This is a genomic window from Psychrobacter coccoides, from assembly GCF_017498085.1.
Taxonomy (GTDB): Bacteria; Pseudomonadota; Gammaproteobacteria; order Pseudomonadales; family Moraxellaceae; genus Psychrobacter; species Psychrobacter coccoides.
Genome location: NZ_JAGBKM010000006.1, coordinates 62,048 through 80,899, shown reverse-complemented (window position 1 = coordinate 80,899; position 18,852 = coordinate 62,048). Strand labels below are relative to the sequence as shown.

15 protein-coding genes are annotated in these 18,852 nt (G+C 46.6%); 8 read left to right on the top strand and 7 right to left on the bottom strand.

Annotated elements, in window-relative coordinates; translation table 11 throughout:
• Window positions 1-369: 369 nt before the first annotated feature.
• Window positions 370-1,254 carry a glutaredoxin gene (locus J3492_RS05055; RefSeq protein ID WP_243453115.1) on the bottom strand — a complete coding sequence of 295 codons (885 nt, stop codon included), beginning with the start codon at window positions 1,252-1,254 and terminating at the stop codon, window positions 370-372.
• A 413-nt stretch (window positions 1,255-1,667) separates the two neighbouring features.
• Between J3492_RS05055 and J3492_RS05050 the strand changes: the two genes are divergently transcribed.
• Complete coding sequence (locus J3492_RS05050; RefSeq protein ID WP_207990547.1) at window positions 1,668-2,096, top strand: PaaI family thioesterase; 429 nt, start codon at window positions 1,668-1,670, stop codon at window positions 2,094-2,096.
• 291 nt (window positions 2,097-2,387) lie between these two features.
• Here J3492_RS05050 and J3492_RS05045 read toward each other — a convergent pair whose 3' ends face one another.
• Window positions 2,388-2,882, bottom strand: coding sequence for an META domain-containing protein (locus J3492_RS05045; protein WP_207990545.1), 495 nt, complete (start codon window positions 2,880-2,882; stop codon window positions 2,388-2,390).
• A gap of 583 nt (window positions 2,883-3,465) precedes the next feature.
• Between J3492_RS05045 and J3492_RS05040 the strand changes: the two genes are divergently transcribed.
• On the top strand, window positions 3,466-4,665 hold the full coding sequence (locus J3492_RS05040) for a globin domain-containing protein (RefSeq protein WP_207990543.1): 1,200 nt from the start codon (window positions 3,466-3,468) through the stop codon (window positions 4,663-4,665).
• A 148-nt stretch (window positions 4,666-4,813) separates the two neighbouring features.
• Here J3492_RS05040 and J3492_RS05035 read toward each other — a convergent pair whose 3' ends face one another.
• Window positions 4,814-5,560: a siderophore-interacting protein gene (locus J3492_RS05035; protein WP_207990541.1), complete on the bottom strand. Its 747-nt coding sequence runs from the start codon at window positions 5,558-5,560 to the stop codon at window positions 4,814-4,816.
• A gap of 300 nt (window positions 5,561-5,860) precedes the next feature.
• On the opposite strand from J3492_RS05035, the gene J3492_RS05030 reads away from it, so the two are divergent.
• Window positions 5,861-7,912 carry a TonB-dependent receptor domain-containing protein gene (locus J3492_RS05030; RefSeq protein WP_207990539.1) on the top strand — a complete coding sequence of 684 codons (2,052 nt, stop codon included), beginning with the start codon at window positions 5,861-5,863 and terminating at the stop codon, window positions 7,910-7,912.
• A gap of 145 nt (window positions 7,913-8,057) precedes the next feature.
• Here the strand turns inward: J3492_RS05030 and J3492_RS05025 are convergent, their stop codons facing one another.
• The 4 genes from J3492_RS05025 to J3492_RS05010 all read right to left on the bottom strand — a co-directional run bounded on the left by J3492_RS05025 (window position 8,058) and on the right by J3492_RS05010 (window position 12,406).
• On the bottom strand, window positions 8,058-8,816 hold the full coding sequence (locus J3492_RS05025; protein WP_207990537.1) for an iron ABC transporter ATP-binding protein: 759 nt from the start codon (window positions 8,814-8,816) through the stop codon (window positions 8,058-8,060).
• Window positions 8,817-9,018: 202 nt separating this feature from the next.
• The gene (locus J3492_RS05020; RefSeq protein ID WP_207990535.1) at window positions 9,019-10,128 is read right to left on the bottom strand and encodes an iron chelate uptake ABC transporter family permease subunit; all 1,110 of its coding nucleotides are present in this window, start codon (window positions 10,126-10,128) and stop codon (window positions 9,019-9,021) included.
• 96 nt (window positions 10,129-10,224) lie between these two features.
• Window positions 10,225-11,307, bottom strand: coding sequence for an ABC transporter permease (locus J3492_RS05015; RefSeq protein ID WP_207990533.1), 1,083 nt, complete (start codon window positions 11,305-11,307; stop codon window positions 10,225-10,227).
• A gap of 91 nt (window positions 11,308-11,398) precedes the next feature.
• Window positions 11,399-12,406, bottom strand: coding sequence for a siderophore ABC transporter substrate-binding protein (locus J3492_RS05010; RefSeq protein WP_207990531.1), 1,008 nt, complete (start codon window positions 12,404-12,406; stop codon window positions 11,399-11,401).
• 482 nt (window positions 12,407-12,888) lie between these two features.
• Between J3492_RS05010 and J3492_RS05005 the strand changes: the two genes are divergently transcribed.
• The 5 genes from J3492_RS05005 (at window position 12,889) to J3492_RS04985 (ending at window position 18,651) form a co-directional block, all read left to right on the top strand.
• Window positions 12,889-13,818 carry an energy transducer TonB gene (locus J3492_RS05005; RefSeq protein WP_207990529.1) on the top strand — a complete coding sequence of 310 codons (930 nt, stop codon included), beginning with the start codon at window positions 12,889-12,891 and terminating at the stop codon, window positions 13,816-13,818.
• Window positions 13,819-14,116: 298 nt separating this feature from the next.
• On the top strand, window positions 14,117-14,767 hold the full coding sequence (locus J3492_RS05000) for a MotA/TolQ/ExbB proton channel family protein (protein ID WP_207990527.1): 651 nt from the start codon (window positions 14,117-14,119) through the stop codon (window positions 14,765-14,767).
• A 222-nt stretch (window positions 14,768-14,989) separates the two neighbouring features.
• Complete coding sequence (locus J3492_RS04995) at window positions 14,990-15,391, top strand: ExbD/TolR family protein (protein ID WP_207990525.1); 402 nt, start codon at window positions 14,990-14,992, stop codon at window positions 15,389-15,391.
• A gap of 710 nt (window positions 15,392-16,101) precedes the next feature.
• Window positions 16,102-17,262 carry a M20 aminoacylase family protein gene (locus J3492_RS04990; protein WP_207990523.1) on the top strand — a complete coding sequence of 387 codons (1,161 nt, stop codon included), beginning with the start codon at window positions 16,102-16,104 and terminating at the stop codon, window positions 17,260-17,262.
• Window positions 17,263-17,337: 75 nt separating this feature from the next.
• Window positions 17,338-18,651 carry a DUF3100 domain-containing protein gene (locus tag J3492_RS04985; protein ID WP_207990521.1) on the top strand — a complete coding sequence of 438 codons (1,314 nt, stop codon included), beginning with the start codon at window positions 17,338-17,340 and terminating at the stop codon, window positions 18,649-18,651.
• Window positions 18,652-18,852: the final 201 nt, after the last annotated feature.

The following is an 18,852-nucleotide window of genomic DNA, read 5'->3' as shown; positions in this document are numbered from 1 at the left end:
TTAACAGGCGATTTTGTCTTTGAGTGAGGTGGGGTATCGGTTGGGAAGTTGACGGCGTCTGCGACACGGTTGCATCCTTTTGCTGATGACCAAGGTATAACTTGGCAAGATTGTAGGCCTCGCTATGATACAGGATATTGATCGTGTTTTGAGCGCCTGTTTTAGGCGCATACTTTAAGGACACGCTTTAAGGGTCTGCCGCCGCTTTATGCCGCCGTTTTATATAGTCGATGCACTTTAAAAAGAACATAGCACTACTGGGGTGCTGGCTCTTGAAATATCGGTTGCGCAGCCTCTGTGATAACCGCACGTAAGTAAAATTTATACCAGTAGCGCGTTTAAATCCATAACAGTTTTATTTTCAACTGACTATACCAACGCTCGCAGCAGCATATAACTGCCCATGCCAAACATCATCACGTTTTCCGTCAAGGAAATAGCGCCTAAAGGCACATTGCTGTCGCCGCCCATACAGGCACAGGTCAGCTCACGCTTATCGATATAGACTGCCTTGATGACAGAGATACCGCCGATCAAGCCGATGCTCAGCGCTACCGCACCCGCTATTGGATTGAGCCACGGCTGATTGGCAAGCATGGCGATACCAGCAAAGGCTTCAAAAAACGGATAGACATAAGCATAGCGCACCACCCGCTGAGCCAATAAATCATAACCCAAAAAGCTGGTGGTAAAGCTTTCTAGGTCCTCTAGTTTTTTGATGGCGAGCACGCACATAGAGAGCGCCACAAACCACATCAGCGCCTGCATCGACAGCACGCTGACCGATAGCGCCCAACATAACGCTAGCGTCATCAAGGCCGTCACCGAAAATATAGCGATGACTGGTGTATAGGTTTTTTCATCGTCGGCTGTTGGCTCGCTATTGCCCAAAAACACTTGCAGCTCATCATTACCGCCGATGCGCTCACCCTCGATAAAGGTCTGCGGCGTGGTCTCGACACCTAAGTTGTCTTTGACGAGAGTGTTTTGCTCGTCATTGGTGATATACCGATCGATGATATCGTAGCCAGCACGCTTGAGCGCATCTAACGACTTGAGGCCAAATGGACACAGATGGTCGGACATCACCATGCGAAAGAGGATGGCGGACTTGGCCGCGTCTTTTTTGATATGCTCACCGGGCAGGGTGTCGATCAGCTGCTGTACTTTGGAGTTGTCGCTATTAGCCACAGGCTGGCTTGCAGGCCGCTTATTAGCCTCATCATTAACCTCATTATTGACCTCTGTCATCATGGCAGACCTCACTTCTGTTTGCTCACTCGCTGCTCGTTATTTATCACAAGCTACTGACGATTTATAAGTTACTTATTTATAAGTTACTTATTATTAGCCTATAAGCGTGCTCAGCCTGAGTCTTTACCAATCTTGTTACTTTTGTTAAGTTTCATGATAAGCAGGACGAGAGTGTGTCTTATGGTTAAGACAGTGCTATTCTTAAGGGGCTGTTCAATCAGTTTGATGATACGGATAAGCCATATTGAGATAATTATTGATATAAGTATTGAGTGAGGGTATACAAAAAGTTGCAATATTGACGCCTTTTATAAACAGGACGAACAGTACAAATAAGACTAGCCGTTTGCAAAGGATAATGTGCCTAAAAAACAAGGACACTAAAGGAACACAAGGACACTAAAGGAGTAGATATGTCTGCCAGTAAAGAAGAGATTGCCGATTTTTTGGCATCAGAGTTTCCCCAAACCAAGTGCAAGGTCGAGGCAGTAGGGGAGAATAGTGCAACCCTATCGCACGATATTGGGATAGACGAGCTGCGCCCAGGCGGCACGGTGTCCGGTCCTGTGCTGATGAGTGTCGCTGATGTCGCCATCTATGTGGCGATACTGGGCACAATTGGTATCGTGCCTTTGACGGTGACCACCAGCCTGTCTATCAATTTTTTGCGTAAGCCCTCAGCGCAGGCCCGTATCATTGCCGAGTGTACTTTGATAAAAGTCGGCCGTACGCTGATCGTCGGCGAAGTGGCTTTGTATTCAGAAGGCTTTAGCGATATGGTGGCGCATGTGGTTGGCACCTATTCTGTGCCGCCCAAGTCTGTACCGCCCAAGCGTGACTAAGCGGCTTTTAGGCGTGATGATCGTCATAGAGCATGAATAACATTGATAAGAACAACAACGCCCCACGTCGTCGTGAGGCGTTGTTTTTTATTATTATCCGAGAGATATTTTGTCTGGTCTATAGTCAATCCTAAATAAAACTGACACATTTGATTATCACGTGCTGCTGGTAAAAATTTCCCTTGCTTGCTGTGCGACTTCGCACTTTTCGATGCTGCACAAAATTTATCCCAGCCGCACTGTACCATTTTTAAATTATTTTAACTATATTAGTGAGCAGTTAAGGTACGGCTATTGGGTTTTGGCGACGGCTTTAAAGTGTGCGACTTGCTCAGCATTGGTGATGGTTAATACTGGCACGTTGTTGGCGTTTTGACCCAAGCTGTATTTGCCTTTTACGGTAGCTAGGGTGGCGGTATCAAAGCTGGCTTGTGGCTCTGGGCAAGCCATCATGGTGCTTCTGACGTGGCCCAGCTCGACATCACCGTTGACGACGTCATAACTGGCACCCATGTTATTACAGGTATTCATAAAGCTGACCAGATCGTTGCCGTCGACTTCCATAAAGTTGAGAGTTAAAGGCTTGGCTGGATCAACAAATAACTGAGAGACTTTATCGCCATTGCTGCGTGTGGCATCGACAAGCTGCCAGTTATGAGCCTGTAGGATATCTGAGGTGATGGGCTGGGTGCTGGGTGTGCTAGTGCCTGGCGTCGTTTGGCAACCGGCTGCCAGAGCGCTGATTGCAAAGGTGCTGGCCATCATTATTTTAGTTGTGTTTTTCATAGTAGTCCTCTTAAGTGATCGATTTATTATTTTTAAAGGTTTAACAGCGCTGAGTGGTAACAGAGCTTGGTGGTCATACCGCTGAGCAAAAAGATGCTCCAAGCTGTTGATGCTGGCTTTGCTATGGGTTAGGGCCCATCGCTTGCGACGAGCAGCGGGCGTATTTTTGCAAAAGCCTAGGCAAAAAACAATAAGCCGTTACTGTCGATATACCGAAACCCGCCTTCGCTTACAAATACCCGCTGATATCAGGGGTTATGTGTCAATGCTTACAAAATCGCCCTAGTAGAGTGAGGTGTTTTTAGCAACTTCAGTTGCACCCAGCCATGGCGTTATGATACGCCCCCTCGCAGCAGCTGGCATAGAGCGGGGCCGTCACTACAGGGCTACAGTATGGAGAAAATAAAAAAAAGGCGATGGACAGATATAATGAACTATATAAGATTCATTTTAAATGAATCTTATGATATTATGGGTGCGGTTCGGGTTGCTGTGAGTTTGATCACGATAAGTAACACTTAGCAGATAAGCAGTCGACCCTAAATAATCGCTACTTATACTCAGATTTAGTAAAGGAAAGATAATGGCCTCACCACAGACAATAGAGATCGTAAAAGCAACCGTCCCAGTGCTCGAAGAGCATGGCACAGCTATCACTACCGTGTTTTATAAAAACATGTTTGCCGAGCATCCAGAGCTATTAGACATCTTTAACGAAACCAATCAAAAACTGGGGCGACAGCAGACCGCCTTGGCGATGACGGTGCTGGCGGCTGCCAAGCACTTAGAAAACCTAGGGGCGTTGCTGCCACAGGTGACCCAGATCAGCCATAAGCACCGTGCCTTGCAAATCTTGCCAGAGCACTATCCAATCGTCGGCAAGCACCTACTTGGCGCGATAAAGCAAGTGCTCGGAGAGGCGGCCAATGATGACATCATCGAGGCTTGGCGTGAGGCTTATGATGAGATTGCCTCAGTCTTTATCCAGTTAGAACAAAACATGTATGAACAAGAGATGTGGCAAGGTTTTGCGCCATTTGAGGTGATAGAAAAGGCAGAAGTGGCGACTGATATTGTGGCTTTTACCGTCGCACCAGTCGTCACTGAATCGGCAGAGGCTCAGAGTATTGATTTGGATAAGCTGGCGTTGACTGCCGGACAGTACATCACCGTAAAGACGGACCCAAAAGACAGCGATCATACCGCCCTGCGTCATTACTCACTATGCTCGACCAATACAGATAAAGGCATTCAGTTCGCTGTCAGACGTGACAACCGTAATGCCCATCAAGGTCTGGTCTCGAACCATTTACACGACCATATCGAAGAGGGCGATACGATACAGCTGTCTGCACCTGCAGGCGACTTTGCCCTAAACCAAGACCTGATACAACAAAACGATATTCCTTTAGTGCTGGTCAGTGCAGGTGTCGGGGTGACGCCGATTTTATCGATGTTGGAAGCCCAAGTCGCTGCCAATCCGCATCGTCCCATCATCTGGGTGTATGCGTGCCAAAACCAAGACCATCATGCCTTTGCCAGTCAGGTGGAGCAGTTATTGGCGTCAGCGACGACAGTCGACAAGCATATTTTTTACTTTGAGTCTGGTCAAATCCTCGATGAGACAATGCTGGCTCGTTTGCCCCAGCCAGCGGATATTTATGTGTGTGGCTCCATGCCATTTATGGAAAGCATCATTGATGAATTGCTGCGCTTAGAGCATGGTACTGATAGCGTCCACTATGAGCCTTTTGGTCCTAAGATGAGCTTAGAGCTTTCTTAGTATATTCCGTGTTTTTTATCTGCAAGTGGACTGAGCATGCTCAGTCCACTTTTTTAGTCTAGTCTGCTTGGCCCAGCCCTCTTATTCCAGTCCCCTTATTCCAGCCCAACTGACAGCCCAACTGACAGCCCAACTGACAGCCAAGCCGTTATGCCAGCTCGGCCTGCGCATCATTGCGCTTTTCTATTTTATGCTGATCTTCGGTGTCGTCGACTTTCCAGTAGCTTGAGATATATAGATGCGTTTTGGGCAGCTTATAGTGAGCTTTGAAGTGCTGCCTAAGGGCACGCATACTATGAAACTCGCAGGCGGCCCACACTGCAGGCTGTCCATCCAGTCGCACAAGTGTTTTGACTCGGTCGAGTAAAGGACACAGGTCGGCGCTTGGATTGGCATTGATAACCCAATGTATCTCCATGTTCTTTGGTTTCTTTAATATCTGCATGTCCAGCTCAGTGGTGACTTCTAGCACTGCATATCCTCGTGCATCAGCGGGCAATTGCGCCAAGTTGACCGCAATCGCTGGTAGCGCCGTCATGTCTCCTACTAGCAAAAACCAATCTGCATCATTATTGATGAGCTTCTTTGGCCCAGGGCCACCCACCCGTATTTGCTGACCTGCTTTTGCATGGCGTGCCCACATTGAGGCAGGGCCTTCGGCCTCATGCAGGGCAAAGTCAACATCTATCGCATCACTGCGCTGCGCACTCACGGTATAGGTGCGCATTAATGGCCGTTCTGTGTCTGATTGAGGAAACAACAGCTTGATATAGGCGCTTTCTTGATGTTCTGGAAAGTCTGATAATCCGTCCCCGCCGAGGGTGATACGGCGCATATTTGGCGTGATGTATTGGGCATCAAGCACGTCTAGTGTTCTGGGTAATGGTTTGCTCATCTAAAAATCCTTAATTAAGGGTAGGTTTTTTCAACAGACCTTACGGGTCTTTTTTTACTTAAGTATTGATTTTACTCACTATTTTTATGTTATCTTTTATAGGGGTTTTATTGCGCTTATTTTTCTATTGAAATTTTAATAGGGTTCAGTTATTATCTGCAGCAATCATTATAAATGATAATCATTACTATTAACATTAACATTTTTCTTATATATGTTAAAGGTAGTGATATTCAGCAGTCAGTATCACTTGATAATTTATAACGCTTATATATAAGCCCTACTAAAGAGTAAGTCTTTATGCATAAATCATTACCCAGCCGTCTATCGACACTCACCCTAGGTGTGGCCACTGCTATGTTTGCACAGGTTGCTATGGCTAACGATACACCGAGCATGACCGCACAGACCATCACGGTCACGGCCAACAGTTCAGTCCGTGATAACCTACAAGAAGACTCTGTGTATATAGAGGACTATACGCCAGCGCAGCAAGCGAGCCATTTAAGTGACTTTTTAGACGTCGTACCAGGCGTGACTATTGGTGGTAGCTCGTCGATCAATCAGCGTATCCGTGTGCGTGGTCTCGATGATACCAATCTAAAAGTCACCATCGATGGTGCACGCCAAGAGGGACCATTGTTCTATCATATGGGCGATGTCACCATCGATCCTGATTTGCTTAAGCAAGCTGAAGTGGCGGTGGGTAACAACTCAGTGACACTTGGTAATGACGCTTTGGGTGGTGGGGTGGCTTTTGAGACCGTCGATGCTGCAGACTTACTCAAACCAGGTCAAAAAATAGGCGCCAAGCTAAAGACCAGCTATGCCAGTAACAATGATGAGCTGCTCACCTCGGCGACTGTCTACGGTGCGCCATCTGACAATGTTGATTTATTGGCCTACTATGGCAAGCGTGATACAGACTCTGGTGAAGATGGAGATGGCCGTGAGCTGTTTGAAGACAGCAAAGGCGAAAACATCTTATTAAAGGCGGGCGCATATCTCGCCGATGATCATCGTGTGGGTGCCAGCTTTAGCCGTACTGAGAAAAAAGGGACTTTCCCTTATCGTCCAGATTTCCCCAGTCTTCCTAACACTCGTGGTCCTGATGTCATCCCACAAGAAATAAAGCGCGATACTTATACGCTCGATCATAACTTTAATCCAGCAAACTCACTCATTGACGTTGATACCACCGTTTATCAAACCGAAACACATATTTTACGTGATTCTAATGATGTGGGTAACTTTGATTTTGATGCAAAAGTAAAAACCACAGGCGTTAAGGTCGAAAACACCAGTGTCATCGATACCGCTACGGGTCGTCATAAGCTGATCGCAGGCGCTGAGCACTACAAAAAAGAATCTGAGATGGCACGTGATGGTTCTGCAACTGCGAATGATGATGCCAATAACACCTCAGTCTATCTAGAAGACCAATGGCAAATGGGCAAACTGACGCTGACACCAGGTGTACGCTATGACCGTTATAAGTCGCCTGAGTTTGTGGCGGGTGGTTCTACTTACGACAATGTCGTCGGTGCGCTAGCAGCCAGCTATGAGATTGCGCCACGTACACAAGTATTTGCCAGCTATACTCAGTTGTTTAACGGCCCAGACTTAGGCCAAGCTGTCTTTAACAGCAATGGCGAGGGTCTCTACGTCAATAATGACCTTAAGCCAGAAGAAGGCTATAACTCTGAAGTGGGTGTGGCCACCACACTACGAGGTCTGACGCTTGCCGATGATGCGCTACAATTAAGTGCAAAATACTTTAGATCTAATATCGAGAACTATCAGCAGTTTATGCGTACAGGCAGTCGCCCTGGTAGATTTGGAATTGACTGTGAGACAGGTGAGATAGGTGGTGACTGTCAAGGCATGTTCAACAGTGATGAAGACTATAAAATAGATGGCGTTGAGCTGGCTGCTAACTATAGCACTCGTGACTTTGGTATGGGTCTGAGCTACTCACGTGCTCGTAGCGAAGGCGATAAGACAGGCAATAGCATCCCATCTGTGAGCGGCGGCAGTGCTGACTCGGGCGATCGCTATATGGTCAACTTAAACTATGATCCAAACGACATGGTTGGTCTTGGCTGGCGCAGTACTTATGTGGCCTCTATTACTGACAATCAAGGGGAGACCAAGCCAAGCTATGATGTGCATGACGTGTATATGAACTATGCCCCACGTCAGCTTGATGGGGTTACCGCTACCGTTGGTGTCTATAACTTGTTCGATGAAACCTATGCCAGCCACTCATCGCGCTTAGATATCACTAACGATGCGAGCACTGACTTTGAGATGGGCCGTAATATCAAAGCGTCGTTAACTTATCAGTTCTAAGCTGTTTTTATAGCTGCGATATTTTGATACAAAACCAGCCATCTAAACGTTAGATGGCTGGTTTTTTTGTGCGATATGGTTAAGGGTATTTTATTAAGAATCTTTTATTAAAGGGCATTTATCAAAGACGCTGTAGCGAGAGGTTTTAAAGTGTATCTACAATCACAGGACGACCGTTGTGCGTCAGCACGGTCACATCCACACCGTATAAGTCATCGATGGCGTCATGGGTCAGCACGTCAGTCGGGTGCCCAGTCTGGATAATCCTTCCGCCCTTCATCATGACCACGGTGTCGGCAAACTGCGCCGCTTGATTGATGTCATGCAACACAATAACCACGGTTTTACCCGCTTGATGCGTCAGCGACCGCAGCTCACGCATCAGCTGGCCAGCGTGATACATATCAAGGTTGTTTAGTGGCTCATCGAGTAGTAAGTAAGGCGTGTCTTGACAGACAATCATGGCAATCAGTACCCGTTGCCGCTGTCCGCCAGAGAGGGTAGAGAGAAAGCGCTTGGCCATATCAAGCAGCTCAAAACGCTGCATGACGGCCTGTACCATTTGCCGATCCTTATCTGTGGGGCGGCCTTGATGATAAGGGTAGCGGCCAAACATCAACAGCTCTTCTACCCGTAGTCGGCCTTGGATGTGGTTTTCTTGTGCGAGCATGGCGACGGTTTTGGCGAGGGTCTGACTATCGGCGTGCTCGATGTCATGCTCATCGAAGCTGACACTGCCTTTTTGTAAGGGCGTCAGCCGTGACATAAGACTAAATAAGGTCGATTTGCCCGCCCCATTGGGACCGATAAGGGCGATGACTTGGCTGGTCGCTAGGGTTAGGCTGACATCATCGAGGATGGTGTGGGAGCCGATATGATGGCTGACGTGAGAGAGGGTAATCATAATGACATTCGTATTTTATATGAGTGGTTTATATAGTCAGTATTAAATAAAATCGATACCTTATTAATCGATACCTTATTAATAGTCACGTGCTCCTGGTATAAATTTTACATGCTTGCTGTGCCTACGCCGACAGAGGCGGCGCAAAATTTATACCAGTAGCACTGTATCGTTTTTAGAATGAATCAACTATACCGGTGATTTATACTGGCGACTTGTGTTGACGAAACTGGCTGAATATTAAGGCAATAAAAACAATGCCGCCCAGCAGTTCAATGACCACTGAGAGTACCCCTGCCATCCCCAGTATGCGCTCAAATAAGGTTTGGCCTAAGACCAAGCAGAGCATGGCAATAAAGCTCACCAAGAGCAAGCGTTCGCTGTGATGCATGGTTTTGCAAATCCGATTGGTCAGCGCACAGACCAATAGTCCTAAAAATATCACTGGACCGACAAACGCTGTCGCCGTAGCGACCAATACAGCAATGATGATTAATAAGCGCAGCGCCAATGACTGGTAGTTGATACCCAGATTGATGGCGTGGGCGCGCCCCAGCATCAACACATCCACTTGATGCCGCCAGCGCCAAACCAAAACCGCACTCACCAGACAGACGGCTAAGCTTGCCAGCATCAGGGTTGAGTTAATCGTATTGAATTGCGCAAAGCTGGCGGCTTGAATGACGACGTAGTCTTCGGGGTTGATCAGCCGTGCCACCAAAGACGACAAACTGCGAAACAGCACCCCAAACACGATGCCGACCAGAATTAACCTTGCCAAATCATGATTGGAGCGGGTAAAGAGTAAGCGAAACAACAGCAGCGATGCCGCCACCATCAGTCCCACCTCTAAACCAAACTTTAGCAAAGGCTGACTGCTAAACAGGTTGCTGGTACCCAAAAAGAAAACCAGTAGGCTTTGGATAAGTACGTAGAGAGCGTCAAAACCCAGTAGTGAGGGAGTCAAAATAGGATTGTGCGTCAAGCTTTGAAACAGCAGCGTCGATACCCCAATGGCATAGCCAACCACCAACAGCGCCAGCAGTTTTTTGCCACGAAATCCGAGCACAAAGTCCCAATTACCATTGGCGCCAATGCTCATAAATAACACTGAGCTGATGATCAGCAGCCCAAAAACGATCAGCACCGGCTTGGTCCATACTTCGCTAGCGAGCGGCCTTGATAGCAGTCTTGAGCGTAACTTTGAGAGTAGCGGCTGCTGAGCGGTGGCTGGTTTGACGGCTTTTGGTTGGTCCAAAAAACGGTGGTCGGTATCGTCAGGCTGTATGCTGTGGTCAGATGATGTCGTCATTGGCTTGATTCAACGTGGCTATGAGTAAATGGTTGTAAAAAAGTGCTTATAATAAAGGGCGCTAAAGGTCATTATAAAAATGGCTATAAAAAATAACTAACTGGCTTTGGGCTGCCGTAATAGCAACCACAAAAACACCGCCGCCCCGATAACGCCAAAAACCGTCGCCACAGGCACTTCATAAGGATAGCGAATACTGCGCCCGATGATATCGCACAGTAGTACAAAGCTCGCTCCCATCAACGCAACGGCTGGCAGACAGTGGCGCAGCTTATCCCCCATGATTCGGCTGATGATATTGGGCACGATCAAACCCACAAAGGGAATGGCGCCGACAGTAACGACCACCACTGAGCTGATGATGGCGACGGTCATGATGACAAACCACGTCATCAGGTTTTTATTAACGCCAAGGTTAATGGCGATAGCGTCACCCAACCCAACGATGGTCAGTCGATCTGCCAAAATATAAGCGCCTATGGCCAAGGCCCCTGTCAAATACAGCAGCTCATAACGACCTGCCAAGATGGCAGAAAAGTCTCCTAAGCGCCAGACGGAGAGCATCTGCAAGGACTCGGTCTCATAGGCGATAAACAACGTCACCGCTTCGATGATGGCCCCAAACACAATACCGACCAGCGGCACCATTAAGTAATCCGTCGGTGGTAAGTGCTTGATCAGGCGCATAAAGATCACCATGCCAGCCACCGCACATAACGTGGCCACCAGCATCTTGTTTAGCAAGCTGCTGGCTGGCAGGTACAGGCTGATGAGTAACAGTCCTAAGCCAGCACTCTGGGTTGCTCCGACCATAGACGGCTCAACAAAGCGGTTTTTTAATACCGTTTGTAAGATCATCCCTGCCACTGCCAAGGATGCACCGGTCAAGATAACGGCAAGGGTACGCGGTATACGACTGACCAGCAGCAGCTGCATATCGGTATTGGCTGCTTGGCTGATAGTTTGGCTTGCCGTGTCACTACTAAAAATGGCGAATAAAGGCGCAGCACTATCGATAAGCCATCGTCCGAATCCTTGCCACGAAAACTCAGCGACACCAAGAGACAGGCTCAGCAGGACTAATGCCAGCAGCAATACCAAGCTGAGTACATTTAACAGCCTTGGTGATAACGACCATGATAATCGCTGAGACTGAGTGAAGGGGATGCTACGTGCCATAGGGATATCTACACATTCAGTGGCTGGCTGATACGACTAAACGCTCATTCAGCCAGCGACTTGCTTGGTGATGAATAATTTCTCTAATAATTTATGAATTACCGTCTGCTTGCGCAAATTTTTCGGCGACAAGGTTGGCATCTTTTAACCATTGGTAGTAACCACCAAACGCTAAGTAAGAGTCTGGGCTAAGATAAACGATGTTGTCGTTTTTCCAAGCGGTGGTTTGATGCACCAGTGGGTTATCTAGTACCACGTCTGCGCCATCACCTTCTTCACCAATCGCAGAGGTTCTGTCTAGTACAAACAGCCAGTCGGGGTTGGTTTTTTGTAGGTATTCAAAAGACACTGGCTGTCCGTGTCGAGCCTCTTCAATCTGAGCGTCTGCCGCAGGGATACCAAACACGGTGTGTATAAACCCAAAGCGTGAGTCTGCACCATAAGTTGAGATTTTATTACCGTTGACCAGTACCACCAAGCCATTACCTTTGCCTGCGCTGGCAGTCTTGGCTTTTGCGATAGCCGCATCGATGTCTTTTTGTAGCGCTTGCGCTTTATCCGCTTTACCAAACAGACGCCCCAAATCTGCTAGGCGCTGTTTGCTGGATTCGTAAATATTGGCGGTGTCTAAAGTAAGATCTAACGTTGGTGCCATTTGACTTAAGGCGTCGTACTTTTCTGCCATACGTGAGCCGACCAAGATGGCTTTTGGCTGCATCTCATTCAACGCTTCCATATCCGGCTCAAACAAGGTGCCTATTTTCTTACTCTCTGGTGTATCAGCCGCTGTTAAGTTGTCTAAGCGTAGATTGTCAGGTAAGCCGTCGACGGGTACGCCCAGTGCCGCTAAGTCCTGCATCAAAGTCATGTCATAAACGGCGATGGGATGAGGGTTAACAGGTAAATCCACATCACCACGGACAGTATCAATCGTGACCACAGCATCATTGGGCGTAGCGCTCGCATCGCCATCAGAGAGCTGAGCTTGTTCGGCATTATCTATATCATTGGCTTGATCCGTATTTTCAGTTGGTGTGCAGCCCACAAGGCTGGCACTGACAGCAAGTCCAATTAGAGTCTGTTTTATTTTAAGGGTCATATGGCAGGCCTATTGTTTATAGATGTTGTATCGGTACAACGAATAAGGTGTGATTTATTAAAATAAAAGGCCTATCATACGCCAAAAATACTCATAATGAAATGATATTCATTATCATTAAGATAATTGTTTGCATCGAAACTTGGTTTTGAGGTGTGTTTTTATTTATAAGTAATTGATATTTATAAACAAGTCATAAACTCTAAAAGCATAATGAAAATAACAGACCAGACCGTCTCAACGAGCATTTGACTCTGTACACATGATTAAAACGATAATAATAATGATTCTTATTTACATGAAGTGGGTTTTATATTATTATGCTTCGGACTAGGGTGAGATATGACCTTAGTACACGAACGTATAACGCTTATGAGTCATCATAACGTCAGGCATCATGCGACGCTACTAACCGTATGTGTTAAAAGTAGGTTTTGATTCTCACAAACTTGCCAGTGCTGTCACGATTAAAAAGTGCTTCTATGACCAAACAATATAGCCACAAAAAAAGTCTCACAACATTTAATGTCGCCACTGCTATCGTTGTCGTTGCCTTGCATGGCGTTACTGCTGCTGCGTTGGTGAATATGGATAGCCCTAAGCCTGAGCAGCAACTTGATGAGGCTGCGCCTGTGGAGATTCAACTTATCAGCCCTGTGATTGAACCAAAGCCTGAACCAGAATCAGTGGCCAAGGTAGTGACCGAAACAAAGGTTGCGCTACCACCTAAACCGCAGCCTAAACCTAAGCCAGTGTCTGAGCCCAAGCCCAACAAACCGCCAGTAGTAGAACCCAAACCGCAGCCTGAGCCAAAACCTACACCAAAGCCCAAGCCTGCACCAAAACCGCAACCTAAACCTGTAGCTAAGCCTGTACCTAAACCAGAAGTCACTACCGTGGCCGTTGATAATAGTGACAGTGAGATAAAACAACAAGCAGCAAGAGAACAAGCGGTAAGAGAGCAAGCAGCAAGAGAGCAAGCAGCAAGGGAACAGGCAGCAAGAGAACAGGCAGCAAGAGAACAGGCAGCAAGAGAACAGGCAGCAAGAGAACAGGCAGCAAGAGAACAGGCAGCAAGAGAACAAGCAGCAAGAGAACAAGCGGCTGCCAGTAATACGCCCGTGTCGGTCTCAGCCTCTGAAGCCAGCTGGCGACGTGCGCCTAATATCAGCTTGTCCAAAAGAACCAGAAATAAGGTGTTGCCAGGTGACGCTTATAGCGTATTGCTAAAAATGACGGTTGATAAGCAGGGCAACATCCAAAACGTGGCAGTAGTGTCTTCATCGGGCAATGCTTTGGTCGATAAAGATGCTTTAAGAGCCGTCAAGCGTGCTAAGTTTAACCCTTTTAAACGCAATGGTATGGCTGTGGTTGGCATCGTTGAGTTGCCAATACATGTCAACGTCAATTAAACACCTTAAATACCCATTATATAGTTATTGATGACTTAATGACCTTCACGACTATTTTCACTGATTGCTTAGTACAATACCTAACAAAGAAGAATGGCTAAGAGCAGTATTTGAATCATTAAGGCATATATTTTATATAGTGGATTTAGTATAAAAACGATACAGCGGGACTGGGATGAATTTTGCGCAGCCTCTGTCAGCGTAGACACAGCACGCAAGTAAAATTTATACCAGTTCCGCGCTAAAATATAATGTATCTATTTTATTTAGAATCGACTATAAAACACGAGGATTACTCATGGACTTCGCAGAATACTGGCAATACACTGATGCTGTGACTAAGTTTTTATTTTTTGCCTTGTTGGCTTTGTCTGTCGCCTCTTGGTTTACCGGTATCATTCGCCTCTATCAAAGTCATCAGTTAAAAAAAGCAGTGGCAGAAGACTTGATGAAAGCGGTGAACTCGCAGTCTACCGAGCTTGAAGGTCTAAGCAGCTCAGAGCGCAAGACCGTCACTGAGCAGACATTGATGCAGCATATCGGCCGTTACCGTGATAAAGGTGAGCAGGGCATGTCCATTCTTGGGACAACGGCAGCCATTGCGCCATTCATCGGTTTGTTTGGTACAGTTTGGGGCATATTTCACGCCCTCCATAGTATCGGCCAGACGGGACAAGCAGGACTGAGTCAAGTGGCAGGCCCTGTCGGTGAAGCGTTAATCATGACTGGTTTGGGCCTGGCCGTTGCGCTGCCTGCGGTGATTTTTTATAACATTGCGCTTCGTCTCAATCGCCGCACTCTATATGTGGCCAATGATACCGCTTACGGGCTGCTTAGAGAGACTGCTAAAAAAAACGGCGCTAATACCTCCAATAGCAAACAGACGACAGCGTTAGCCAATAACAACCAGTCGTATGTTGGCAGTATGTCGACCTCAACGGCGGGCTAAGCCAGTTTTGGCTATAGTCAGGTCAGTATAAAAAGAATACAGCGAGACTGAGATGCTTAGTTTTTTAATGTTGGTTTTGCAGCCTCTGTCTGCGCAGGCGCAGCACGCAAGAAAAATTTGTACCAGTCTAGCGTGTTAATGCAGTGTATCTATTTTATTTAGTATCGACTATATATTGTTTAATAGCAGGATTATAGACTCTAAAAACAGTAGGAAATTAAGATGGCGTTTCAGTTAGGTGACGATGACATGCAAGGCATGAGTGAGATGAACCTCATTCCTTTGATTGATATCATGCTGGTGTTGATGATTATATTTTTGGTCACGGCAACCGTATTAAATCCGTCCGTACCGTTAGACTTGCCGCAAACCAGTGCCAGTGTACAACAGCAGCCCCCGGAGGTCATTCAAATCAGTGTCGATAAAGATGCGGGTGTGTACTGGGATGAAGCTTCTATTTCATTAGAGGAATTAGAAAAACGCCTCATAGCGCAGTCTAGCCTTGAGACAGAGCCCACCATTCATCTGCGCGCGGATAAAGACGCCAGATATGACACGGTCGCGCAAATATTAGCACTGGCCAGCAAGGCGCAATTAAGCAAAATTGCGTTTGTTAATGAGTAGTGGTGGATTACTAGGTGCTGTTGAAAGTTTATATAGTGATTCCTAAATAAAAAGAATACAGCTTTTACAGCGTGCTACTGGTATCAATTTTCTTTGCTTGCTGTGCGACTCCGTCACTCCAGAGGCTGCACAAAATTTATCCCAGTAGCACTATATTTATTTTATAGTGGATCGACTATAGCGAACATTTTAGGAGTTTAAAGAACAAGCCATCGTTTAATGGGCTACCGATATAACAATAATAATAAGCAGTATGAATAGTATTCTCCACGCCCTGCTGGTGTTATCACTGGCAGGGATTTTTTTTATGATGAATGTTTAATGGTTAGGTCATTATCCAGAAAAATCAGATAGTAGGGCAGAGTGGTATCTGAATAATAGAGAATAGGCTAGAATAGAGTATTATACCAAACCCAAAAAGTACGATTAGCGGTGTCAAACTTGCTAAGCCTACTAAGGGTAGTGCTTGCACTCGTTTTCCTAGCTACTCTAATTTTTGAAAATGGTATTACAAAAAAATATAGAAGCCGTCCACCGCTCGTTATAAATAAATAAGCCACGCTACGTGGCTTATTTATTTTGAAAATACTGATAAGTTAAAAGTGGGTGTTTAAATGAGATGAAGAGTGCTTTTATGGCTCAATAGCTCCCAATCTCAATAGAAACAGACCCTAATAACTACCCCAAAATAATCTTAAGGAAGCCAGCAGATGTTAATCAATGAAGAATTATTAACTGACGTCAAACAATGGCGTCAACATATCCATAGCCAGCCTGAGCTGGGTTTTAAAGAGTTTAAAACCGCCGCATTTATCGTCGATAAGCTGCAATCGTTTGGTATCGAAGTGCATCAAGGATTGGGCGGTACGGGTGTGGTCGGCACATTGACAAACGGCTCAGGACCGACGATTGGGATACGCGCCGATATCGATGCCTTGCCGATAGAAGAGCAGAGTGATATTGAGCATAAGTCCACCCATGCCAACTGTATGCATGCCTGTGGCCATGACGGTCACACCTCGATCTTGTTGGGTGCAGCCAGACATCTCAGCCAACACAAAAACTTTAGCGGTACGCTGCATTTTATCTTTCAGCCTGCCGAAGAAGTCTTGGGCGGTGCCAAAGCCATGATTGATGATGGGCTGTTTGAGCAATTTCCTATGGATGCCGTATATGGCCTGCACAACTGGCCAGGCTTGTCGCTGGGTGAGGTGGCGGTCAATAATGGCCCTATGATGGCGTCCTTTGATACCTTTGAGATTACATTGACCGGCAAAGGCACACATGCTGCCATGCCCCATCTAGGCGCTGATCCGATAGCAGCAGGTGCCGCCTTGATTACCAACATCCAGTCTATTGTCGCTCGCCGAGTATCGCCTATGCAGTCAGGGGTGATTAGCGTGACGCAGATGAATAGTGGCGATACCACCAACGTCATTCCTGATCAAGCGATTTTAAAAGGGACGGTTCGTAGCTTTGATATGGACGTGCGCCAATCGATGCAGGAGATGCTCACAGAGATGGTCACGACCTTGCCGCCTTTATATGGTGTCAAAGGCGAAATAGACTATCACATTCGCTATCCGGTCACTATCAATGACACTCAGGCCTATCTTGAGATTAAAGAAGCTGCGACCAAAGTGCTGGGCGCTGATAAAGTAAAAACGGATGTAGAGCCGTCCATGGCTTCTGAGGACTTTTCATTCATGAGTCAACAGGTCAAAGGCGCTTATTTTTGGTTGGGAGTCGATGGTAGTACGCCTTCTAAACCTTTGCATAATGCGCATTATGATTTTAATGATGATGCCATCGAGATTGGTATTAAGGTTTGGGTGTCTTTGGTTGAGTCTGAGCTGCCAAAACAAGCGTAACTGACTAAGTAATCGTCAGCCTTATAAAATCAGCGACTAAAACGTGCAGCAGCACAAAAAGTAAAAGGAATTGATATGAATGATAAAAGCGTGCTGTCATCTACCATGACCAAGCACCTACTGGATTGGAAGCTACATTTATTAGTGATAGCAGTATCACTGCTGGCAGAGTGGATAGGCATCATTAAAATCCCTATCGGTATTGGTACGTTGGTGTTATTGCCTTTGTTGTATGCCTTCATTTTTGCCATATTACTCAACCCCAATGTCATCCCTGCGATGAATGCGGTCATCACCAAAAAGCGGGCAAAGTTCGCCAGTTATGCGGTTTTGTTAAGTATCATGCCCTTTATCGCCAAGTTTGGCGTCGGTGTCGGGCCCAATATCGATGAGATCATAGCGGCAGGGCCGGCACTGTTACTACAAGAGCTTGGTAACGTCGCCACGGTCTTGATTGCACTGCCTGTAGCCGTCTTGGTATTTGGCATGGGACGAGAGGCCATCGGTGCGACGCACTCCGTCGCTCGTGAGCCAAACGTGGCTTTGATCGCTGATAAGTATGGTCTGCAGAGCGCCGAAGGTATCGGTGTCATGGGCGTCTATGTGATGGGTACCTTGTTTGGTGCGATCTATTTTTCATTGCTGGCGGGTGTCATTGCTTCTATGAACATCATGGATGTGCGCGCACTGGCCATGGCTTGTGGTATCGGCAGTGGCAGTATGATGGGGGCCTGTTCGGCTGCGCTTGCAGAAGCTGTGCCTGCGCAAGAAGAAACGGTTACCGCATTTGCAGCGACGTCTAACTTGCTCACTTATGCGACAGGCTTGTTTGTGAGTTTATTTATCGCCCTGCCTTTTACCGAGTTTTTGTACAAGCTGGTCAGCAAGTTTAAGAAAAAAAGCGTGGATGTCGCCGCCGAAACAGATTTCGGTGCCATGATGCAAGAGCAGGCGCCTTTGTCGACAGGACAGTCTTTTGCGTTATTGGTTGTGATATGTGTGGTGCTATTGTTGAGCAACTGGGTAGGACAAGGCGTCGGTCCATTTGATGCTTTGCCTGCAATGCTTATTTTATTCGCCTGCTGTGTGGTCGGAATTTTATTAAAACGAGTTATTCCGTTTAATATTCCAGCGATTGCTTGGATATCCGTTGTGGCTATTTTGATATCGTTACCCCAGTTTCCGTTCAATGCCTATGTCTTAGAAGAGACGGCTAAGCTGGGTGTATTGCAGCTGCTGACGCCAGTACTGGCTTATGCAGGCTTTGCGATCTCACAGATGGAAGTGGATCTGTTTAAAAAGTCTGGCGTGAAGATTGCGATTGTCGCCATTCTGACCTTTACAGGGACTTTTTTGGGATCGGCATTCGTCGCTCAGATCATGCTATAAACCGCTGATCTTTATAGTCAGTTTTTAGTCCTATATATATCAGTCAAAAGAGAATGAGCTTGGCAGTTTATAAAACCGCTAAGCTCATTTTTGTTTGGCGGATTTGCACTGGTTTATCACACTATTGTTCGGTAGTACTTTATTGTTTTTAACGTCAATCAACTATAGCTAGTAGCGCTTATCGTTAGTAGACTGTTTGAG